The sequence below is a fragment of the Micromonospora nigra genome (assembly GCF_900091585.1).
GTDB classification, from domain to species: Bacteria; Actinomycetota; Actinomycetes; order Mycobacteriales; family Micromonosporaceae; genus Micromonospora; species Micromonospora nigra.
On record NZ_FMHT01000003.1, the window covers coordinates 1,869,808 to 1,891,240 of the forward strand.

Here is a 21,433-nt window from a genome sequence, read left to right on the forward strand (position 1 = left end):
TTAGGAGTGTTAACTGTTTCTGTCCAGGGGCGGACCGCCGGGTAACGGCGCGTGCCGCTCCGGAGAGCGGGCTCGGGCGGGCCGGGCGCGACCTCGGACGGGCCGACCCCGGAGGGCCGGCCCGTCACCGGCCACCCGTCACCGGGCAGCGGTCACCGACGGAACTGGAACCAGTTGACGTTGACGAAGTCGTTCGGCTGGCCGCTGGTGAAGGTCAGGTAGACGGTGCGCCGGCCGGTCACCGACGAGACGTTGCCGGGCACCGAGCGCCAGCTCTGCCAGCCGCCGGTGTTGGCGAGAGCGAAACTGCCGATCGGCGGGCTGGTCGGGCTGTCCACCCGCACCTCCACCAGGCCGCTGACGCCGGCACCCGCGCCCGAGGCGACCCGGGCCACGAAGTCGCGCGGCCCGGACGAGCCGAACTCGACGTTGTCGAAGCGCACCCAGTCGCCGTTGCGCAGCGCGCCGATGTTCTGCCCACCCTCGGAGCAGGCCTCGACGATGACGCCGTTCTGGCCGTTGAACGACTCGGCCTGGATGGTCGCGTACGCGTCCCGCACCCCGCCCGGTGGCGGCGTGGTCGGCGGCGGGGTGCTGCCGCCGCCCCGGCTGTAGACGGCGACGTAGTCGACCAGCATCGACCGCCCCGGCACGGTCGCCGCGGTCGGCGTCGTGCCACCGGCCACGCCATTCGGGAAGGCTCCCCCCATCGCCACGTTGAGCAGCAGGAAGTAGCCGGCGTGGTTGGTCATCTGCGACCAGTACGGCTCGCCGACGCGGTCCTGGCGCACGGTGTGGTAGAGCTGCCCGTCGACGTACCAGCGCAGTTGCTGGGGGCTGACCGAGGCGTCCCACTCGAAGCGGTACGTGTGGAACGCCGACTGGCAGGTGGCGCCCGGGCAGGCCCGCGACCCGCCGATGCCGTTGAACTCGTCGCACGGCCCGCCGGGCGCGACGCCGCAGTGCAGCACCCCCCAGACCGTGTTGAGCCCGTTGACGTTCTCCATCACGTCGAACTCACCGATGCCCGGCCAGTTCTGGTAGTTGCCCCGGTACGGCGAGCCGAGCGCCCAGAACGCCGGCCAGTAGCCGGACGCCGCCGCCCCGGTGACGTTCGGCATCTGGATGCGGCCCTCGATGGCGAGCACGCCGCCCGCCGGGGCCTTGAAGTTGCTGCGGACGGTCTCGATGCGGGCGGAGGTCCAGTTGCCGGCCCCGTCGCGCAGCGGGGTGATCCGCAGGTTTCCGCTGCCGTCGTGGCTGACGTTCGCGGTGCTGTTGGTGTAGGTCTGGATCTCTCCGGTGCCCCAGTTGGGTGGGCCGCCGGGGTAGCTGGTGCCGGTGTCGATGATCCAGTTGGCGGCGGACGGCAGGGTACCGGCGGAGCCGGTGAAGTCGTCGCTCCACACCAGGCTCCAGCCCGGCGCGGGGGCGGGCACGGCGGCGTCGGCGGTCGCCCCGGCCCCGGCCAGGACCGCGGTGGTGGCGGTGATCAGGGCGGCGGCCAGCGCCAACCGGCGTCGCACGGGCGGGGCGGCAGCAGCCGCCGGATCAGGTGTCATGGATGTGCCTCTCTGCGGGACGGTTGCGGGAGAGCGCTCTCCGACGAGTTGTACGCGCATCCCCGGACAGTTGTCAACGTCGATCGACGGCCGCCGGCTGGTTCCGGCGCAGAACCACCTGTTCCAGCGCCGGCAGGCAGCCGGCCAACGGCGACGCGCCGTGGGCCCGGTACAGGTCGAGCAACTCCCGCTGGAGCCGGGGTGGGTCGTCCGCGTATCGCCGCCGCAGTTGTTCGACCTGTGGGGCGAGCGCCGCGCGACGCCGCTCCGCACGGACCTGCGCGACGGTCAGCGGGCTGGTCAGCAGGCGGACGGCGACGGTGAGGACGACCACGGCGAGCGCGGCCGCCGCGCCACCGGCCGCCGGGGTGAGCAGGGTGGTGAGCCAGCCCAGAACGGTGCCGGCGGCACCGACCGCCTCGGGCAGGGCAGGGAGAGCGAGCATGGTGAACCCCTCGGTTCGATTCCGGGAGCGGTCCGGCCGGCGCACGGCGGGCGGGACCGGGATGGCAGGCGGAATCGACCGCGCGTTACGCGGCCGAGGGGTACGGGCCCGGTGCGCGGGGACGGGGTCAGCCGGCGGCGTCCGGATCGACCTGTCGGGGCACCCGACGACGGCGGGACGTCGCGCGCAGGGCGACGGCCCGGCGGGCCGCCCGGGGTGCGCCGACCAGCCCGGTGTGAATGGCGAGCAGGGCGACGAGCAGCGCCAGCGCGGCACCTGCGAGCAGCTCGGTCGGGCGGTCGGCCAGCACGGTCAGCTGGGCGAGCGCGTACGCCCACGTCCCCAACACGATTCCCGGCGGCACGCGCCCAGGCTAGGACCCGCCGTCCAGTGACCAGTTCCGGGTTTTCCCAGTCGGCCACGGTGGGTAATTGCCGGCCGATCCGGCGCGGACGGCCCGCGACCGGCAGGAGCGGACGGTGAACCCGATGACCGGTCAGGTGGCCACGGCCCCAGCGACGACGGAACTGCTGACCGTGGGCGTCGAGGAGGAGTTCCTGCTCGTCGACCCGCACACCGGGGCGGCGGTGCCCGCCGTGGACCTGGTCATGGAACAGGTCCCGCCGGAGCTGCGCGGCCAGGTGGAGCGGGAGTTCCAGACCAGCCAGATCGAGATCGGCAGCCCGCCCGGGCTGGAACTGTCCTCGATCCGGCACTCCCTCGGCATGCTGCGCGCGGCGCTGGCCGACGCGGCCGAGCGGGCCGGCGTACGGCTGCTGGCCATCGGCACCGGGCCGGTCGACGGGCCGGTGCCGCCGGTGGTCGACAAGCCCCGCTTCGACCGGATGGTGGAGCGGTTCCGGCTGCTGGTGCCGGGTCCCGGCAACAACGGCATGCACGTGCACGTCGGGGTGCCCGACCCGGACACCGGGGTGCAGGTGCTCAACCACGTGCGCCCCTGGATGCCGGTGCTGCACGCGGTGACCGCCAACTCGCCGTTCGCGGGCGGCACCGACACCGGGTACGCCAGCTGGCGCTCCGTCGAGTGGGAACGCTGGCCGTCGGTGGCGCCGACGCCCCACCTGGATTCCCACGAGCACTACGAGCGGCTGATCCGCCAGCTCATCGCCAGCGGCGTGATGCTGGACGAGGGAATGCTCTACTGGTATGCCCGGCTGTCGGCGAAGTACCCGACGGTGGAGCTGCGCATCGGCGACGTGTGCCCTTCGGTGGACGACGCGGTGCTCGTGGCCGCCCTGGTCCGGGCGCTGGTGGCGACCGCGATGGAGGACATCGCCGCCGGACGGCCGGCCATCCGCGCCGACCACCACCTGCTGGTGGGCGCACACTGGCGGGCCGCCCACGACGGCCTGGAGGGCCAGGGCGTCGACCTGGCCACCGGCGAACTGCGCCCGGCGTGGGAACTCCTGGACGGGCTCGTGGAGCGGCTGCGCCCCGCGCTCGAACGGCACGGCGACCTCGACGAGGTGACCGCGCTGCTGGGTGGTCTGCGCCGGCACGGCACCGGGGCGGCGCGGCAGCGGGCCGTGCACGCCCGCACCGGCCGGCTGGTGGACGTGGTGGCGGAGGTGGCGCGACAGACCCGTGGCTGATCTCCGACAATGACAGGATGGGGCTCGTGACTGAACGGCTGATCGTCATCGGCGGGGACGCCGCCGGCATGGCGACCGCATCCCAGGCGCGTCGCCGCCGGGGCCGGGACGACCTGGAGATCGTCGCGTTCGAGCGCGGCCACTTCACCTCGTACTCGGCGTGCGGCATCCCGTACTGGATCAGTGGGGTGGTGCCCGACCGCGACCTGCTGATCGCCCGGTCGCCGCAGGTCCACCGGGAGTCCTACGACATCGACGTACGGCTGCGGCACGAGGTCGTCGGCATCGACCTGGACCGCCGCGAGGTGCTCGCGCGGGACCTCGACGGCGGCGGCGAGGTCCGCGAACGGTTCGACACCCTGATGTACGCCACCGGCGCGGTGCCGGTGGAGCCGCACTGGGCCCGCACCGACGCCGCCGGGGTGTTCGGGGTGCAGACCCTCGACGACGGTTCGGCGCTGCGCGAATGGCTGGAAGCAGAACCCGCGCCGCGCCGGGCGGTGGTCATCGGCGGCGGCTACATCGGCGTGGAGATGGCCGAGGCGCTGGTGTTGCGCGGCCTGGAGGTCACGCTCGTCGAGCAGTCCGAGCAGCCCATGTCGAGCGTGGACCCGGACATGGCGCAACTGGTCGCCGAAGCCATGCGGGGGTTGGGCATCACGGTGCGCACCGGCGTGACCGTGACCGGCCTGACGGAGACCGACGGTCGGGTGTCCGCCGTGGTCACCCCCGAGGGATCGCTGCCGGCCGACGTCGTGGTCCTGGGGCTGGGGGTACGCCCCAACACCGCGCTCGCCGAGGCGGCCGGGCTGCCGCTCGGGCCGACCGGCGGGATCCGGGTCGACCGACGGATGCGGGTGGTCGGCATTCCCGGCGTCTGGGCGGCCGGGGACTGCGTGGAGACCCTGCACCGGGTCAGTGGGCAGCCGGTGAACATCCCGCTGGGCACCCACGCCAACAAGCAGGGCCGGGTCGCGGGGATCAACATCGGCGGCGGGTACGCCACCTTCGCGGGCGTGATCGGCACCGCCGTGACGAAGGTCTGCGACCTGGAGGTGGGCCGCACCGGCCTGCGGGAGCGGGACGCGGCGGCGGCCGGCTTCGAGTTCGTCTCCGTGATCACCGAGTCGACGAACCGGGCCGGTTACTACCCGGGTGCGCGCACGATGTCGGTGAAGCTGATCGCCGAAAGGTTCAGCGGCCGGCTGCTCGGCGCGCAGATCGTGGGCTTCTCCGAGGCGGCGAAGCGGATCGACACCCTGGCCGTGGCGCTGTGGAACGGCATGACGGTGGAGGACATGACGGCTCTCGACCTCGGCTACGCCCCGCCGTACTCCCCGGTCTGGGATCCGGTGCTGATCGCCGCCCGCAAGGCGGTGGACGCCCTCGCGGAAACCAGCCGCTGAGGCACGGCCACCGACGCCCCGCGGGCCCGTCGGAGAATGGCCGGATGAACACCGGTCCGCAGATCCCGGACAGCCTCTCCTGGGTGCGGAACAGCCCCGAGGGGCAGGCGTGGCTGGCGGAGCTGCCGCAGCGGCTGGCCGACTGTGCGGATCAGTGGTCGCTGCGGCTGGGCCCACCATTCGGGTACGCCTTCGCGTCCCTCGCGGTGCCCGCCGAGCTGCCCGACGGCACCCGGGCGGTGCTGAAGGTGCAGTACCCGGACGCGGACAGCGTGCACGAGGCCACCGCGCTGGCTCGCTGGGCCGGCGACGGCGCGGTGCGGCTGCTCGCCCACGACGCACCACGCCGGGCCCTGCTCGTGGAGCGGTGCGCCCCCGGCACACCCCTGCATGCCGTACCACCCGACGAGGCCCTCGGGGTGGTGGTCGGCCTGCTCCCCCGGCTGTGGGTGCCGGCCGGCCCGCCGTTCACGCCGCTGGCCGAGGAGGCCGCCGGCTGGCGGGAGCGGCTGCCGCGCAAGTGGGAACGGGCCGGCCGCCCGTACGAGCGTCGGCTGCTCGACACCGCGCTCGGCGTCCTCGCCGAGCTGCCCGGTGACCAGGGTGAACAGGTGCTGGTCAACCAGGACCTGCACGCCGGCAACGTGCTGCGGGCCGGCCGCGAGCCGTGGCTGCTCATCGACCCGAAGCCCCTGACCGGCGAGCGGGAGTTCGGGGTGGTGCCGATCGTGCGCGGCGGCGAACTGGGTCACTCACCGGCGGCGGTGCGGCATCGGCTGGACCGGGTCAGCGCCGAGCTGGGGCTGGACCGTGAGCGGGTGCGCGGCTGGGCGATCGCGCAGACCCTCGCCTGGAGCATCGACGCCGACACGGTCTTCTGGAACAACGTGGAGGCGGCCCGCTGGCTGCTCGACGCCTGAGCGACGCCGGGCCGGGAGGGCGGCCGGCCGGGCCGGGAGGGCGGCCGGCCGGGCCGGGAGGGCGGCCGGCCGGGCCGGGAGGGGCCCGCCCGACTGTGGGCCGGGCGGGCGGGGCGGGTCAGGTCGGCTGGCAGGTGGGGCACCAGTAGAGGTTGCGGCCGACCAGTTCGCCCCGGCCGACCTGCGTCCCGCAGACGTGGCAGGGCTGACCGGGGCGGCGGTAGACGTACACCTCACCGCCGTGCCGGTCGACGCGCGCCGCGCGGCCCATCGCCTCGGGCAGGTGGACCGGGCGGACGGTGTCGATCCGGCCGCTGGTCACAGCGAGCCGCATCAACCCGACCAGGTCCGCCCAGAGCGCGTCCCAGCCGGTGCGGGTCAGGGCCCGGCCCGGCAGAGTCGGGGGCAGCCCGGCCCGGAACAGCGCCTCCGTCACGAAGATCAACCCGGTGCCGGCGACCACCGACTGGTCGAGCAGCAACGCCGCCAGCGGGGTGGAGCGGCGGGAGATCAGGGCGTACGCCCGCTCGGGGTCGGCGTCGGCGCGCAGCGGATCCGGGCCCAGCCGGGCACGCAGCGCCGCCACCTCGGCGGGGGTGAGCAGCTCGCAGGCGGTGGGCCCGCGCAGGTCCAGCCAGTGCCGGTCGCTGGCCAGCCGCAGCCGCACCTGCCCCACGGGCTCCGGCGGCTCCCCGTCGCCGTCGGTGAACCTGCCGTACAGGCCCAGGTGCACGTGCAGGGTCCGCTCGTCGGCGTAGTGGTGCAGCAGATGCTTGCCGTACGCCTCGGTGCCGTCGAGCACCGTACCGCTGATCAGGGCGGCTCCCTCGGCGAAGCGGCCCTGAGGGCTGGCGGCGTGCACCTTGTCCCCGGCGAACAGCTCGGCGTGCCGGGCCGCCAGGCGATGGATCGTGTGTCCCTCTGGCACGAGTGCCAAGCGTACTCAGCGGGCAGGGCGAACTCCGTCGCGGTCAGCGCAGCCCGCGCCGCGTGTGGTGCACGAAGGCCGACCAGGCGGCAGGGTCGAACGCGAGCACCGGCCCCGCCGAGTCCTTGCTGTCTCTTACGCCCACGACGCCGGGCAGGTTGTCGGCCACCTCGACGCAGCTGCCAGACGATCCGGAGCGGGTGCTCTTGCGCCACACTGCGCCAGGTACGTCCACGCCACACCTCTTCCTACGCGGCCAATTCCTGAGCGATCCTACGCAGGTTGTCCCGTGTTGCCGTAGGCGAAAGCGCCACAGAGCAGAGCTGTTCGAAGGCGGTCGCGTAAGCCGCCACCTCCGCCGGCCGTTCCAGGTACAGCGCGCCGGTCAGCGTGTCGATGTAGACCAGACGATCCTCGACGGAGTCCGGGTACGGCGCGGGCAGCGGCGGGAAATCCAGGATCGTGAAGCTGCCGTCGAAGCCGGTACCCGCGCCGAACGGCAGCAGTTGGATCTGCACCCGGTTGCGCTCGGACTCCTGGAGCAGCCGCCTGATCTGTGCCCGCAGCACCTCTGCGCCACCTACCGCTCGACGCACGGCCCCCTCGTCGAGGATCACCCGGAGCGCCGGCTGCTCCTCGCCGCCGAGGATGGTCTGCCGATCCATCCGCAGAGCTACCTGTCGCTCGATCTCATCGTCCCGCATGGGCACGGGCGCGCCCCGGAAGACCGCTCGCGCGTAGTCCTCGGTCTGGAGCAGGCCGTGCACCATCTGGCACTCGTAGATGCGCAGCACGGACGCCTCCGACTCCATGCCGACGTAGGTCGCGAACCAGGTTGGAAGAACATCGCTGTACTGCTGCCACCAGCCACGTTGTTTCGCCTGACGCGCGACCTCGATCACAGCTTCCGCCTCGTCGCCGGTCATGCCGTAGAGCGCGAGCAGGGCACGGACGTCGTTGGGGTGAGGCCGCACCTCGGCTATCTCGATCCTGCTCAGCCAACTGACGTCGTGATCTACCCGCCTCGCCGCCTCCGAGGAGGACAGGCCGCTCTGTTCGCGGAGTTTGCGCAGCGTCAGGGCCAGCCGACGACGCTTCACGGTCGGGCTGTTACGTCTGGTCACGAGCGCATTGTCCGAGCCCGAAGCATGAAGTTCAATCGCAACACGCCGATCACCTAACCGCGATCCGCACATTGCGGATTAACGCTTTGAGTGAAACGGTGACTGCATGCAGTCATCTGGTTGCCCCTGGAGGTTCGATGGCGAAGGTTGCCTATGAGCACTACGTCCTGGCCACCGCGCTGACTTTGGCTCGCCGGCACCGGCCGGTCTGGAGTTGGGCGCGCTGGCGCAGGGTGTGCCGCTGCGGCGCGGAGCTGCCCTGCCGCGCCCGTCACCGAATCCCGATCAACCGTGGGCACTGGCCGGCGTGAGCACCTTCAAGCCGGGAGACGTGCTGCTGATCGGCGAGGCGTGCTCGGTCCAGTTCGCCGGCGACCGCGCGCTGCGCCTGCGGCTGGTCAGTGTGGACTCCTACCCGACGTACGACGGGTGGGTCTGGCTGGCCGGCTACGTGCTGAACGACAAGGACCTGGCCACCGACAAGCGCGAGGTGTTCGTGCAGCGGTCCGGCGTACGGGTGCTGCACGCGGCCCCCGCACCCGGCAGACCGATCCGGCCGGCTGCCGCCCCGAGCGTCCGCCACGTCCGCCGACCCGCCGGAGGGCCGGTCACCCCGCAGCGCCGCGCGACCTCTGGCCGGCGTACGACTGATCACGGGTGACGCGGTGGGCCTCCCCCATCCTGCGCGCCGTGTCGCGAGGTGCGGCGTGTGGCGGTGTCCCGGGCGTCGGGTGCCGCGAGGTACGGCCCGTTCGAGTGCCCGGGGTGTCGCGCAGCTCGCGCGGGGGTAACCCCACAGGTGTACCCCTGCGCGGGTGCCACCGCTCCACCGGCCGCCGCGCATCGATCTGGAGGTGTGACGTGAAGATTCCTTTGCTGTCCCGGCGGACGGAGCCGGCGACGAACGACGACCACCACGACGACCGGAGCCCGACCGGGAACGCCGACCGGCCGACGGTGACCGACCGGCCCGACGCGCAGACGACGTACCGCAGCGGCGCGGACGACAACACGCCGGCCGCCGAGCACCGGGCCGCCGAGCGGGCCGCCGTGGCCCGGGCCGCCACCAACCGACCCGTCGACGACGACACCCGGCGCGACGACCTGCCCGCCACCGAGCGGGACGGCCGCGCGGACCAAGCCACCACGACCACCCTCACCGACCACGACCGGACGGTCCACCACGACCGGACGGCCGACCATGACGGTGACGGGGTACCTGACCGACCCGTGGTCGCCGGCCCCAAGCCCCGCGCCAGCCTGCTGGCCACCCTCGGCCTGATCGTCGGTGTCGTGGGTGTGCTCTTCGTGCTCACCGGCACCCTCGCCGGCTACGGCATCGCCATCGGCGCGGTCGGCGCGGTCCTCGCGGTGGTGGGCCTGCTCGCGACCCGCCGCCGGCACGTCGCCGGCAAGACCGACGCGCTGCTCGGCATCGCCGCCGGGCTCGGAGCCGTCGTGCTCGGCGTGCTCGCCATGACCGGCCAGTTCGACTGGCCCAGCACCGACGGCGACTGGGTGGCCCGGCTCCGTGAGTGGCTCGACTCACAGTTTGTCGATCGGCTGTAGCGGGCACTGTCCGGCTCGCCGGTGGTGCACCGGCGAAACGGCCGGTGCGGAACCGGCCAGCCCGACCAGTCTGGTGGTTCACCAGCCGGGCACCACACCTTTCAGGGGCGGCGGTTCGCCGCCCCTGAAGTGTGTCCGCGGTCGCTCCGCCGACGAGGGCCGGGCGCGGTGCGGGCCGGACCCGACGAGGGTTGGGCGCGCTGCGGGCCCGACGCGGCGAGTGCCGGGCGCGGCTGGACGGCGCGCTGGCGGCTCCACCGGCCCGCGTACGCAACGAAGCTTCGCTGGGATGTGCGCAGACGCAACGAACAGGCGTCAGGCGCAAGGGTCTGCGGTGGAAAGTGCCGGCAGGGGCCGCATACGGTTGAGCAACGGCGCCAGCCCGTGGGCCGACGTGGCCGGGCGCGCGAAGACCCTGGGAGCAGGACAATGACGATGGACGCCACCAGCCAGCGCTTTCTGATGTGCCGGCCGACGTACTTCGCCGTCGACTACGCGATCAACCCGTGGATGGACCCGACGGCGCCGGTCGACGCCGACCTCGCCATCCGGCAGTGGGAGCGGCTGCGCCAGATCTACCGGGAGCTGGGTCACACCGTCGAGGAGATCCCTCCGGTGCCGGGCCTGCCCGACATGGTCTTCGCCGCCAACGGCGGCACCGTCATCGACGGCCGGGCGATGGCAGTGCAGTTCCGCGACCCGCAGCGCGCCGACGAGGCGCCCGCCTTCCGGGCCTGGTTCGAGGCCGCCGGCTTCGAGATGCACGACCCGAAGCACGTCAACGAGGGCGAGGGCGACGTCCTGCTGGCCGGCGACCACCTGCTGGCCGGCACCGGTTTCCGCACCGCGCACGCCTCGCACGCCCAGCTCCAGGAGGTCTTCGGGTATCCCGTCGTCACCATGCAACTGGTCGACGCCCGGTTCTACCACCTCGACACCGCGCTGACCGTCCTCGACGAGCACACGGTGGCGTACCTTCCCGAGGCCTTCTCCCCCGGCAGCCAGGCGGTGCTACGCCGGCTCTTCCCCGACGCGATCCACGCCACCATGGCCGACGCCGAGGTGCTGGGCCTCAACGCGGTCAGCGACGGCCGGCACGTGGTGCTGCCGGCGCAGGCCACCGACCTGGCCGCGAAGCTGCGCGACCGGGGCTACGAAACCATCGGTGTCGACCTGTCCGAGCTGCGTAAGGCCGGCGGCGGACCGAAGTGCTGCACATTGCGACTCCGTCAGGGAAAGGCGAGCAAGTGATCGAGGACATGCTGCGGACGCCCGAGGCCGTCCGCGACGCGGAGCGGTGGACCGCGCACAACTACCACCCGCTGCCCGTCGTGGTCGCCTCGGCGGAGGGCGCGTGGCTGACCGACGTGGACGGCCGGCGCTACCTGGACTGCCTGGCCGGCTACTCGGCCCTGAACTTCGGTCACCGGCATCCGACCCTGATCGACGCCGCGCACGCCCAGCTCGACAAGCTGACCCTGACCAGCCGGGCGTTCATCCACGACCAGTTCGCCGACTTCTGCCGGGAGCTGGCCGCGCTCTGCGGCAAGGACATGGTGCTGCCGATGAACACCGGCGCCGAGGCGGTCGAGACCGGCATCAAGGTGGCCCGCAAGTGGGGCTACCAGGTCAAGGGCGTCACCCCGGGGCAGGCCAACATCGTCGTGGCCGAGGGCAACTTCCACGGGCGTACGACCACGATCGTCAGCTTCTCCACCGACGCCGACGCACGGGCCGACTTCGGGCCGTACACGCCGGGCTTCACCGTGGTTCCCTACGGCGACCTGGCCGCGCTGACCGCCGCGATCGACGAGAACACCGTCGCGGTGCTGCTGGAACCGATCCAGGGCGAGCAGGGCGTGGTGGTGCCGCCGGAGGGCTATCTGCCGGGCGTACGCCGGGTCTGCACCGAGCGCAACGTGCTCTTCCTCGCCGACGAGATCCAGTCCGGTCTCGGCCGCACCGGGGCCACCTTCGCCTGCGAGCACGAGGGCGTCATACCGGACATGTACCTGCTGGGCAAGGCGCTCGGCGGCGGCATCGTGCCCGTCTCGGCGGTCGCCGCGAACCGGGACGTGCTGGGCGTGCTCGAACCGGGCCAGCACGGCTCGACCTTCGGCGGCAACCCGCTGGCCTGCGCCGTCGCCACCGAGGTGGTCCGGCTACTGGCCACCGGCGAGTTCCAGCGCCGCTCGGCCGAGTTGGGCGAGCGCCTGCACGCCGGCCTTCGTGGTCTGCTCGGCCGGGGCCTGGTGGCCGTTCGGGGTCGGGGCCTGTGGGCCGGCGTCGACATCGACCCGGCGCTGATGACCGGCCGGCAGGCGTGTGAGCAGCTGATGGAGCGGGGCGTCCTCGCGAAGGACACCCACGGCTCCACCATCCGACTCGCCCCGCCGCTGGTGATCACCGCCGAGGAGATCGACCTGACCGTGGCCCACCTGGCCGCGATCCTGGCCCTCTGACCTGCAAACCCCACTCCCCCCGCCCCGCCCGCCCCGTTGGAGGCGCGGCGGGCGGGGGTCGGGGCCGCGAAGCCGGGTGATCAGTGGGGTAGGCGCATGGCCATCGTGGGGGCCTCGGCCATGACGGAGGTCGGGGTGTACGAGGCGCCGGAGGGCAGCTCGTCCGGACGGCCGACCTGCACCCCGGGGTAGAGCTCCACCATGTCGCCCTCGCCGAGCACCCGGGACTGCTGCGGGGCCAGCGGGATCCGGTCCGCCTCGGCCATCGAGCCGCCCGGCCGGATGCCGGAGCCGTTGGTGCTGACATCGGTCACGATCACCTCGCCCACCCGCAGCTCGAACCGGACGTGGCTGCGGCTGATCCAGCGTCGGGCCTCGTCGTTGAGCCACTGGCCGAGGGTGATCCCGCCGCTGCCGTCGGGTGCCCGGCCGACCACCACCGGCTGCTCCTCGGTGAGGACGAAGCGGCGGCGGACCAGCCCGCCGACCCGGACCGCGAGGACCTCGCTGCGCGGCCGTGGCCCGCCGTCGCCGAGCCGGGTGCCGTGCCGGGGGCAGGTGGGCTGTCCGCCACGCAGCGCGGGAGGTGGCTGACCCGCCGGGGCGCGGTCCACCCGGGCCAGGTCGGCGAAGGCACCGCCGCCTCCGCCGCCGCCGAACAACGCGCAGCCCGGCTCGGGGCACCGCCACTGGCGGGCCAGCAGTTGCGTGCCGGCCGCCGAACGCTGCCCGGCCACCGGGGTGTGCCCGCCGCCGACGTGGGCGATGAAGACCGGGCCGCCGGCACCGGGCACCGGGGCGACCACCCGGCCCGGCTGCTCGACCAGCCACGGGTACCGCCCGCGCAGGCCGTCGAAGCGGACCCGGCTGAGCACGGGAAGGCCGAGCAGGTCGGCCACCTCCAGCATCCGGTCGCCGGGGTTGTCGAGCACCTCGACCAGGCCGTCGTCGGCCCAGCGCCGGACCACCATGCGTTCGTTGGAGGTCAGGTCGGCGTCCGAGAGCAGGCCGCGGTGCACCACGGCGTAGACGGCGACGCTGTCCTCCTCCAGGTGGCGGGCCAGCGCGTCGATGACCATGCCGAGGCGCAGCAGGCTGGCCGGTCGGCCACCGTCGATGTCCTGGTAGCGGATCACCTCGGCCAGGTCGAGCACCGCGCGGGCCAGCGACGGATCGGTGCAGACCCGGCCCTCGATGGCGTCCAGCACCTTGCTGATCTCGAACCTCATGCCGCCTCCCCCACGATGCCGTCGATGCGCCGAGCAAGTTCGATGTCACGTCGGGTGACTCCGCCAGCCGAATGGGTGACGCAGCGGAACGTCAGCGTCCGCCAGCGGATGTCGATGTCGGGATGGTGGTCCAGTTCCTCGGCCGCCGCGGCGACCCGGTCGACCACCGCGACAGCCGCGGGGAAGCTGACCAGTTCCACGGTACGGGTGATCCCGGTCGGGTCACCCGACCAGCCCGTCAGGGCACCCAGCTCGTCTCGCACCGCGTCCGCGGTGAGCACGTTCGCCATGGCCAGACCCTACCGGGGGCCGCCACCGCACTGTCCGAGACCGGCACCTCCGGGCTGCCCGGAGGCGCTGCCCCCGGGCTGCCCGACAGCCGTGCCGCCGAGGGGTTGCACCGGCCCGTCCCGCCCCGTCAGCTCATCCGGCCCACCGCCGTGCGCAGGCGGTCCAGGTCCCGTCGCCGCCGTTCGTACGTGGCGGCGAGCCCGATCAGCGCCAGGCCACCCACCCCCAGGTAGATCCACCGGGGCAGCAGGTCCCAGCTGCGCACCAGCTCGTGCAGGGCGAGCACCGCCAGGGTGGTCCCACCCAGCACCACAGGTGCCTGCCAGCGCCGCGACGCCCCGACCAGGGTGGTGGCCAGTGCGGCACCGCCGAGCAGCAGCCGCCGCCACGGCTGCGGCTCCGGTCCCACCAGCACCGCGGCCAGGCTGGGCAGCAGCACCGCGGCCAGCCCGGGGCCGAGCGCGAGCCAGCTGGTGAGACCGGGACGGGTACGCAGGGCCGCCGCGCCCGCGCACAGGGCGAGCACCGCCGCCGGCAGCGTGTACGCCTCCAGCAGCACCACCCCTCCCGAGGCCAGCAGGAGCCAGGCACTCAGCAGCTCACTGCCGCCGGCGATCCCCGCGAAGACCCAGCGCCTGCCGGCAGGCTCGGCCCGGCGCAGCACCCGCAGGGCCAGGATCACGCCCCAGATTCCGCAGACCGCCGCGGCATGACGGGGCGTGCCCACCGTGAGCAGCAGCGCCACCAGGGCGACCGCCTGCGCGGCGACGTCCAGCACGGCTGCCCGGGCCGCTACGCGACCGGCTGGCGGGGATCCGGCAGCGGCCAGCGACGCTTCGGCCGGGCGGTGGGTGAGCGCGGCGACGACCAGCGTCGCCGCGGCCACGCCGAGCACGGTGAACGCCGCCGTGCGCAGCGGCAGGTCGGCGGCCAACGGGGCGAGCACGGCGAGAACGGTCGCGGCGACCACCGCCACCAGGCGACCGATCAGGCGTACCGCGACCAACCGGGCGGCCATGCCGACCACGACCGCCGCCACGACCAGCAGGCCCAGGCCGGCCAGGGTGGTGGCCCGGGTGGCGAGCAGGGTGAACATCCCCGCGGCGACCAGCTTGAGCCCGACCGCCAGGCCGACACCGACCAGCGGGGTACCCACCGGGCGCAGGGCCAACGCCAGCAGCAGCCCCACGCCGGCGAGCAACGCCACCGCGGGTACCAGCGGCCAGGGCGCGGCGGCGGCGACGAGCAGCACCTGCATCGCGCCGGCCGCGAACGGCAGGGCGGCGCTCAGCATCCGCGACCACCCGGCCTCCGGTCGGACGGTCGACGCCGCCGCCACCGCCAACACCATTAGTGCCAGTCCCACCGGCAGGGCACCGGGCACCGGCTCGTCGGCCGGGACGCCGGACCACGGGGCGGGCGGGTCACCGTAGGGGGCGACCAGCGCCGTGAACAGCGCCGGAACGGCGGCGATCGCCGACACCACGAGTAGCCCGACACCTGCCACCGACAGGACGGCCGGCGGACGGGACCGCACGGCCGCCACGGCGACCAGCAGTGCGGCCAGCGCCGCGTACAGGGTCACCGGCTCGTCGCCCACACCGGTCAGGGGAGCCAGTCCGGCCGGCACGACGGCGGCGGCCAGGCCGACCGAGGCGTACCCGGTCAGTTCGGGCCGCCGACGGCGGATCACGTGCGTCGCGACCGGCAGCGCGGCAGCGGCGACCAGCGCGGCCCGCGCCTGCCACCAACCGGGCCCACCGGCGTCGAACAGTGCGAGGGCGGCCCCGGCCGGCACCGCGACCATCGCCGCGCCGACCGCGCAGCCGGCGACCCGGCGCTGCGCCGGCGTCCCGCGTCGGATCGCCGCGCCGATGCCGACGACCAGCAGCACCGCCAGGCCCGCGCCGACGCCCACCGGATCGGCCAGCCCCACCAGCAGGGCGTGACCGAGCAGCATCGCGCCGGCCACCGCCGGGGTCAGCACCATCGCGGCCCGCGCCCACGGGCGGGCCAACGCGACGGCCACCAGCGCAGCCCCCGCGACCAGGTTCACCGCCACCACGGCGGGCCACGGCGCGGCCCACGCCACGGGTACGGCGAGGGCCGTGGCCGCCACGCCGACCGCCGCGAGCGGGGGCCGGGCGGCGCGCGGCAGCAGCCCGGCGACCGCCGCCACGGCCAGCGCCACCGCCACCGGCAACTGCCAACCCCAGGGCAGCGCGGGACCGCCCGCCGCGCCCTGCCACGGAGGCAGCGACCGGGCGACGGCGGCACCGGCGAGGATCGCCGCCATCAGCACCGTCACCGCGACCATGCCGGCCGACACCACCAGCGCCCCCGCGCGCGGGCCGGTGCGCCAGCCGGTCGGTAGCCACCGCACCGCCCCGGCCAGCGTCACGGCGACCAGCGCCGCCACGACCAGCAGCACCGACGTGCGCAGCTCCGCCACCGGGCGAAGAACGGCACCGGCAAGCACCGGCACGAGCAGCCCGGCGGCGATGCCCCGGAACACCCGCTGCCCGCTGACCAGCGCACCGCCGAGCAGCACCACCGCGACCAGCAACAGCGGCGCGCCGGCCAGCACCGGCAGTCCGGCAGCCCGCCCCAGCGCCAGTGGCACCAGGGCGGTGGCCAGGGCGAGGAGCAGCGCCGCGGCGTACGCGATCCAGCCCACCACGCGACCGGCCACGAGCAGCGGCGGATCGGCCCGGGTCGCCGCGGCCCCCTCGCCCGCGGCGACCCCCGACCCGACGCCGACACCCGACCCGACGCCGTCCCCCGGCCCTCCCCCGGCCATCGACCGGTCCGCGCCGGGCACCGGACCCCCGAGCGGGGCTCCGGCCCGTCGACCGCCCAGCGCGACCAGCACCCCCAGGTCGAGCAGGGCGACCCCGACCAGGGCCAGTGTCCAACCCGACGGCCCGGGGCCGAACTCGGCCGCCAGCAGGGGAAGCACCGGCTGCGCCACGAGCAGCGCCGCGAACCACGGCACCGCGAGCCGGCTCAGCCGGGCGTACCCGACGGCGACGGCCGTGGCGACCGCCGCCACCAGGGCCGCATAGCGGGAGCCGGGCCAACCGGCCACTCCGCCCAGGTCGACCGACCATGCGGCGTACCCGTCGAGCAACACCAGCAGCAGGCCCACCGCGGCGAACGTCTCGGCGGTGCCGCGCAGTGCGCGCCGCGCCGCGACCAGCGGCACGGCCAGCGCGAGGCCCGTGAACGCGGCGAGGATCAGCGCCCGACCGGCCACCCCCACGGCCGCCCAGGCCACTGCGGTGAACACCACGGCGGCAGTGCCCAGCAGCAGCCCACCGAGCACGAAGAGCAGATTCTGCACCGTCCGGGTGGAGGTCTCCGCGCCACCCGGACGAGCCGGCGACGTGGGTGCCGCCACCGGAGGGGCCGCTGCGGGACCAGCCTGGGCCGGCGCGGCCACCGGCCACGCGGGCAGCCCAGGCGACCCGGACGACGCGGGGCCGACCACCGGACGCGCGGCCGGCACGGGCGGCACCACCGGACGGGCCACCGGCACGGGCGGCACCACCGGACGCGCGGCCGGCACGGGCGGCACGGGGAACTCGGCGCGGACCGCGGCGGCCAGGTCCGCCCGCCGGCGGCGGGTCGTCGACAGCCGGTCGACCAGCTCCCGGTACGCCAGCCGCGCCCGTTCCACCTCACCGCCGAGCGCCACGATCTGCCGGTCGAGTCGGATCACCTCGGCCGCGCGCGGGTGCGGTGGCCGCCGACAGCCGGAGCAGCCGGAACCGAGGTCGGCCGGCGCACCGCAGGCGGGGCAGGGATAACGGGTGTTCTCCTCCACCCGCCCATCCTCGGCGGGGGCCGTGACGGCGAACCAGAGTGCCCGTACCTAGGTGTACCGCCTAGGGACGGGTGTGGTCGAACACCCAGGCGGCGTAGCCCGGGTCGCCACAGTCCACCCGGGACACCAGGATCTCGGGCGTCTCGTACGGGTGGCTGACCCGGATCTGGTCCACCAGCACCGCGACCCGGTCCGGCGCGGTCTTGAACTGCACCGACCACTCGGTGCTGGTCTCCACCCCGGAGCGCCACCAGTAGGTGCTGTCCACCTGACCACCCACCTGGGCGCAGGCGGCGAGTCGCCCGGCCACGGCGGCCGCCGCGAGCAGGTCGGCGACCGACCGGGCGTCCACCACCGTCGTCACCACGCTGATCTGGTCCACGAGCGCACCCTACGCGCCGCCGTCCCGGTTGGCCGCGATCCACGCGTCCATCCGCGCCCACCAGTCGAACAGCCAGTCGATGCGTTCCTGCCGCCCGGCGGGAACCTCCTCGGGCGGCACCGACCAGAACCGCATCACGATGCGCTTGTCCATGGGCAGTTCCCGCCACACGTCGGCTGCGGTGAGCAGCCGGTCCAGGCCGGTGTGCGCCACGAAGACCACGCCGGCGTCGGGGGCGGCCTCCAGCGCCGCCAGCAGGCCACCCGGCTGCGGGGCGAGCACGTGCCGCATCCGCTCCGCGCGCAACGCCATCAGGTCGTGGCCCAGTTCCCGCAGCCGTTCGATGGCCCGGAGCCGGCGCCTCGGGGTGAAGTTGCCCCCCTCCGGGAAGATCACGAAGGCGTCGTCGTCGTCCAACCCGGTGGCCAGGTGCCCGATCTGCTCGCTGACCGACCCCCGGCCCTTCGGCCCGGGTGCCAGGAACCTGTTGGGCAGCCGGTTGAGCAGCACGTCGATCGCCGGATCCCACTGCAGGCTGTCCTTCAGCACGATGCGCGGCTCCCGGTTGAACCAGTTCACCAGCGCGTGGATCAGGATGAACGAGTCGCCGGGGCCGGCGTGTCGGCACAGCACCAGCTCGGGCCGGCCGGGCAGGGCCGTGTCCGGGTCGGCACCGGCCACCTCGATGGTCAACCGCAGCGTCCACCGGGCCTGCCAGAACAGTGCCCGCAGGAACCAGCCGGCGAGCCGGTAGTGAGCCCGTTGGAAGGCCGGTGAGCGGGTCCGCCAGCCGAAGCCGGAGCCGACCCAGAGGGCGAAGAGGGCCAGCAGTGCGGCGGCGTCCCAGACCAGGTAGACGCAGACGATCCAGAGCAGCCGCAGCGGGCGCAACCGGCCCGCCACGAACGGCGACACGGCCAGCGCGAGCAGGGCCCAGACGGGCACGGTGGTGAGCACCGTGCCGGCGAGCAGCACCACGCCGGGGCCGAGCAGCAGCCGACGGGCCCACCGGGGCGGCAGTGGCATCAGTGCTCCAGGTGGGTCGCCAGGTAGTGCCGGGACGCGGTGTAGGCGCGGCTGATCCGCCGCCCCACGGCCGCCATGTCCCGGTACGCCCACGGCGTGTCGTCCCGCGGCTCCAACCCGCCGGTGGGCAGCACGTGCACCTCCACTCCCTCGGGCAGGGCCGCCAGTTCCCGCGCGAACCGGTGCCGCCGGGCGATCTCGAACGCCACCTGGGCGATCTCCCACGGCCGGCGGGGCGGGGTCAGCGCCCGTTCGATCCGCCCCACCTGGAGCACGAAGATCCGGGTCGCCCCGGCGACGACGGCCTCCCCGATCGGGATCGAGTTGACGATGCCGCCGTCGACGTAGTGCTGGTCGCCGATGCGGGCCGGCGGCAGCAGCCCCGGCACCGAGGCGGAGGCGAGCACGGCCGGCACCAGCGGCCCCCGGTCGAACCAGTGTTCGGCGGCCCTTTCGATGTTGGCCGCACAGCAGCGGAACGGCACCTTCAGGTCGGCGAAGGTGGTGTCCGCACCGAGTTCGGCCTCCAGCAGCTTGCGCAACGGACGGGGCGAGTGCAGATGGGTCCGGGCGGCGAAGCGCCGAAGCTGCCGGGCGACGGAGTCGCCGTACACCTCGCTGGCCTCGGGCGACGCCCAGAGCCGAACCAACCGGTCGGTGACCGCCTCGGTCGGATCCGCCGCGACGAGCGCGCCGTTGACCGCGCCGATGGACGTGCCGAGCACCATGTCGGGCCGGATGCCGGCGCGGAACAGCGCCCGCAGCATGCCCACCTCGACCGCGCCGAGGACTCCGCCGCCCCCGAGCACGAACGCCACCGGTCCCGTAACCATGCCGTTCATCCTGGCACGAGCGGGCAGCCGCGCTCGGGGAGCGGGCGACCAGCACGGGACGGTCCACGATGGCGCCGGAAGGCGTTGACACCGGCGAAACATTCGCGCAACCTGATACCGCTCCCACCCCGAGGCAGGTGCGTTCGTGAAGCCAGCACTGCAGCCCGGCCGCTTGCTGGCCCGCAGGTACCGGCTGATCGACCAGATCGGCGCAGGTGGCATGTCGGTGATCTGGCGGGCTCGCGACGAGGTGCTCGACCGGGTCGTCGCCCTGAAGGTGCTCGCCCCGTCACTCGCCGCCGACGCCCGCTTCCGGGACATGGTCCGCGAGGAGGCCCGGGCGGCCGCGCAGCTCGTCCACCCGCACGTGACGTCGGTGCACGACTACGGCGAGGCGATGGCCCCGGACGGCTCCATCACCTCGTTCGTGGTGATGGAGCTGCTCAGCGGCGAGGAGTTGGAGTTCCGGCTCACCGAGGGGCCGCTGCCCTGGCCGGAGGCGGTGCGCATCGGCGCGGAGGTGGCCGACGCGCTGGCCGCCGCGCACCGGCTGGGCATCGTGCACCGCGACATCACCCCGGCGAACGTGATGATGACCGACGTGGGCGCGAAGGTGCTCGACTTCGGCATCGCCGCCCGCATCGGCACGCCCGACGACGACGAGGACGGCGGCACCTTCGGCACTCCCGCCTACGTCGCGCCGGAACGGCTGGACGGTGCGCCCGCCCAGCCGCACACCGACGTCTACTCGCTCGGGGTGCTGCTGTTCGAGGCGCTGACCGGCCGGGTGCCGTACCCGGCCGACACCTGGGAACAACTCAGCACCGCGCTGGCCACCGGAACGCCGCCGTCGCTGGCGGACCTGCCGGACCTGCCGCCCGGAGTGGCCCGGGTCTGCCTGCGCTGTCTGTCCCGCGATCCCGCGCAGCGGCCCACCGCCCGGCAGGTGGCCACCGTGCTGCGCGACCAGATGCTGCCGGCCGACCCGCAGGCCGCCACCATGCTGTCCCCCACCGTGACCCTGCCGGCGGTGGAGTCCGCCCCGGCCCAGACCGTGTCCCGGCTCGCCGGGGAACGGAACCAGCCCGTCGCGGGCCAGGCCGCACCGGCCCCGGCCGGGGAACGGGCTCAGCCCATCGGCAACCCGGGTCAGCTGGCCGACGGGCGGAGTCGGGCCGCCGGGGAAGCGGGCCGGCCCGCCGGGGTCGCCCTCGCGGCACCGGCCGACGACGCGCCGCCCGGTTACGCCGGCCCGCAGGTCGACCCGCCACCGCGACGGCGCTCCCGGATCCCGGTCCTGCTGGTGCCGGTGGTCCTGGCGCTGGGGCTGGCGCTGGCCATTCCCGCGCTGTGGCCCGACGACCCGAGCCCGCCGGTCACGCTGCCCACGGAGGCACCGGTCGAGTCACCCTCTCCCGTCGAACGGTCCGCCGAACCCGACCCGCCCACGGCGTCCGCCGTCGCGCCGCCGTCGCGTCCGCCCGCGCCGCCGTCGTCGCCGTCACCGACTCCCAGCCCGGCGACCGGCGACACCCTCATCGAGGCGGCCAACCGGATCGACGGGCTGATCGAGGCCGGCCTCGACGACGGCGGCATCCGTCCCGACGTGGGCCAGGACCTGCGCAACGAGCTGCGCAACCTGACCGGCGCGGCTGCCCGCGGCGAGGACGCGCTCGGCCCGGCGGTGGCCCGACTGCGCGAGAAGGTCGCCATCCGCCGTGCTGAGGGCTCGCTGAGCGCGGAGTACGCCCGCCAACTCGACGCCGCGATCACCGCGCTCGGTGCCGCGCGGGCCTGAACCGTGCGAGCCTGAACCG

General features: G+C 74.3%; 20 protein-coding genes. 8 read left to right on the forward strand and 12 right to left on the reverse strand.

Annotated features, from left to right (window positions below; translation table 11 throughout):
- Positions 1 to 152 precede the first annotated feature (152 nt).
- From GA0070616_RS07755 to GA0070616_RS07765, 3 genes are all read right to left on the reverse strand, one after another.
- A complete protein-coding gene (locus GA0070616_RS07755) occupies positions 153 to 1,562 on the reverse strand; it encodes a carbohydrate-binding protein (RefSeq protein ID WP_091078601.1) in 1,410 nt (469 codons plus the stop codon).
- 73 nt (positions 1,563 to 1,635) lie between these two features.
- Complete coding sequence (locus tag GA0070616_RS07760) at positions 1,636 to 2,007, reverse strand: YidC/Oxa1 family membrane protein insertase (RefSeq protein WP_091090172.1); 372 nt, start codon at positions 2,005 to 2,007, stop codon at positions 1,636 to 1,638.
- Positions 2,008 to 2,134: 127 nt separating this feature from the next.
- A complete protein-coding gene (locus tag GA0070616_RS07765; protein ID WP_175440005.1) occupies positions 2,135 to 2,371 on the reverse strand; it encodes a hypothetical protein in 237 nt (78 codons plus the stop codon).
- Between the two features lie 124 nt (positions 2,372 to 2,495).
- On the opposite strand from GA0070616_RS07765, the gene GA0070616_RS07770 reads away from it, so the two are divergent.
- Genes GA0070616_RS07770 through GA0070616_RS07780 form a run of 3 tightly spaced genes read left to right on the forward strand, consistent with a single transcriptional unit; the run spans position 2,496 to position 5,946 of the window.
- A complete protein-coding gene (locus GA0070616_RS07770) occupies positions 2,496 to 3,620 on the forward strand; it encodes a carboxylate-amine ligase (protein ID WP_091090177.1) in 1,125 nt (374 codons plus the stop codon).
- Positions 3,621 to 3,646: 26 nt separating this feature from the next.
- Positions 3,647 to 5,026 (forward strand): FAD-dependent oxidoreductase, encoded by a 1,380-nt coding sequence (locus GA0070616_RS07775; protein WP_091090180.1) that lies wholly within the window; start codon positions 3,647 to 3,649, stop codon positions 5,024 to 5,026.
- Positions 5,027 to 5,070: 44 nt separating this feature from the next.
- Positions 5,071 to 5,946: an aminoglycoside phosphotransferase family protein gene (locus tag GA0070616_RS07780; protein WP_091078606.1), complete on the forward strand. Its 876-nt coding sequence runs from the start codon at positions 5,071 to 5,073 to the stop codon at positions 5,944 to 5,946.
- 118 nt (positions 5,947 to 6,064) lie between these two features.
- Here GA0070616_RS07780 and GA0070616_RS07785 read toward each other — a convergent pair whose 3' ends face one another.
- The 3 genes from GA0070616_RS07785 to GA0070616_RS07795 are packed head-to-tail and all read right to left on the reverse strand — an operon-like array spanning position 6,065 to position 7,998.
- Positions 6,065 to 6,874, reverse strand: coding sequence for an Fpg/Nei family DNA glycosylase (locus GA0070616_RS07785; protein ID WP_091078610.1), 810 nt, complete (start codon positions 6,872 to 6,874; stop codon positions 6,065 to 6,067).
- A gap of 43 nt (positions 6,875 to 6,917) precedes the next feature.
- Complete coding sequence (locus GA0070616_RS07790; protein WP_091078614.1) at positions 6,918 to 7,109, reverse strand: DUF397 domain-containing protein; 192 nt, start codon at positions 7,107 to 7,109, stop codon at positions 6,918 to 6,920.
- A gap of 13 nt (positions 7,110 to 7,122) precedes the next feature.
- Positions 7,123 to 7,998 (reverse strand): helix-turn-helix domain-containing protein, encoded by an 876-nt coding sequence (locus GA0070616_RS07795; RefSeq protein ID WP_245712694.1) that lies wholly within the window; start codon positions 7,996 to 7,998, stop codon positions 7,123 to 7,125.
- Between the two features lie 307 nt (positions 7,999 to 8,305).
- Here GA0070616_RS07795 and GA0070616_RS28020 point away from each other — a divergent pair, with 307 nt between their 5' ends.
- The 4 genes from GA0070616_RS28020 to rocD all read left to right on the forward strand — a co-directional run bounded on the left by GA0070616_RS28020 (position 8,306) and on the right by rocD (position 12,029).
- Positions 8,306 to 8,659 (forward strand): hypothetical protein, encoded by a 354-nt coding sequence (locus GA0070616_RS28020; protein WP_175440006.1) that lies wholly within the window; start codon positions 8,306 to 8,308, stop codon positions 8,657 to 8,659.
- A 200-nt stretch (positions 8,660 to 8,859) separates the two neighbouring features.
- Positions 8,860 to 9,567: a thrombospondin gene (locus GA0070616_RS07805; protein ID WP_245712695.1), complete on the forward strand. Its 708-nt coding sequence runs from the start codon at positions 8,860 to 8,862 to the stop codon at positions 9,565 to 9,567.
- Between the two features lie 435 nt (positions 9,568 to 10,002).
- Positions 10,003 to 10,818 carry a dimethylargininase gene (ddaH, locus tag GA0070616_RS07810; RefSeq protein WP_175440249.1) on the forward strand — a complete coding sequence of 272 codons (816 nt, stop codon included), beginning with the start codon at positions 10,003 to 10,005 and terminating at the stop codon, positions 10,816 to 10,818.
- Complete coding sequence (rocD, locus tag GA0070616_RS07815) at positions 10,815 to 12,029, forward strand: ornithine--oxo-acid transaminase (protein WP_175440007.1); 1,215 nt, start codon at positions 10,815 to 10,817, stop codon at positions 12,027 to 12,029. Before ddaH ends, rocD begins: the two co-directional genes overlap by 4 nt.
- An 80-nt stretch (positions 12,030 to 12,109) precedes the next feature.
- Here rocD and GA0070616_RS07820 read toward each other — a convergent pair whose 3' ends face one another.
- The 6 genes from GA0070616_RS07820 to GA0070616_RS07845 all read right to left on the reverse strand — a co-directional run bounded on the left by GA0070616_RS07820 (position 12,110) and on the right by GA0070616_RS07845 (position 19,616).
- Positions 12,110 to 13,258: an FHA domain-containing protein gene (locus GA0070616_RS07820; RefSeq protein ID WP_091078624.1), complete on the reverse strand. Its 1,149-nt coding sequence runs from the start codon at positions 13,256 to 13,258 to the stop codon at positions 12,110 to 12,112.
- Positions 13,255 to 13,548, reverse strand: coding sequence for a 4a-hydroxytetrahydrobiopterin dehydratase (locus GA0070616_RS07825; protein WP_091078628.1), 294 nt, complete (start codon positions 13,546 to 13,548; stop codon positions 13,255 to 13,257). Before GA0070616_RS07825 ends, GA0070616_RS07820 begins: the two co-directional genes overlap by 4 nt.
- 128 nt (positions 13,549 to 13,676) lie before the next feature.
- Positions 13,677 to 17,375, reverse strand: a complete 3,699-nt coding sequence (locus tag GA0070616_RS07830; RefSeq protein WP_091078632.1) for an SCO7613 C-terminal domain-containing membrane protein — start codon at positions 17,373 to 17,375, stop codon at positions 13,677 to 13,679.
- Between the two features lie 61 nt (positions 17,376 to 17,436).
- Positions 17,437 to 17,757, reverse strand: coding sequence for a divalent-cation tolerance protein CutA (gene cutA / locus GA0070616_RS07835; RefSeq protein ID WP_091078636.1), 321 nt, complete (start codon positions 17,755 to 17,757; stop codon positions 17,437 to 17,439).
- Between the two features lie 9 nt (positions 17,758 to 17,766).
- Complete coding sequence (locus GA0070616_RS07840; protein ID WP_091078640.1) at positions 17,767 to 18,783, reverse strand: 1-acyl-sn-glycerol-3-phosphate acyltransferase; 1,017 nt, start codon at positions 18,781 to 18,783, stop codon at positions 17,767 to 17,769.
- Positions 18,783 to 19,616: a patatin-like phospholipase family protein gene (locus GA0070616_RS07845; protein WP_091078644.1), complete on the reverse strand. Its 834-nt coding sequence runs from the start codon at positions 19,614 to 19,616 to the stop codon at positions 18,783 to 18,785. Before GA0070616_RS07845 ends, GA0070616_RS07840 begins: the two co-directional genes overlap by 1 nt.
- Positions 19,617 to 19,761: 145 nt before the next feature.
- On the opposite strand from GA0070616_RS07845, the gene GA0070616_RS07850 reads away from it, so the two are divergent.
- Positions 19,762 to 21,414 carry a serine/threonine-protein kinase gene (locus tag GA0070616_RS07850; RefSeq protein ID WP_091078647.1) on the forward strand — a complete coding sequence of 551 codons (1,653 nt, stop codon included), beginning with the start codon at positions 19,762 to 19,764 and terminating at the stop codon, positions 21,412 to 21,414.
- Positions 21,415 to 21,433 lie beyond the last annotated feature (19 nt).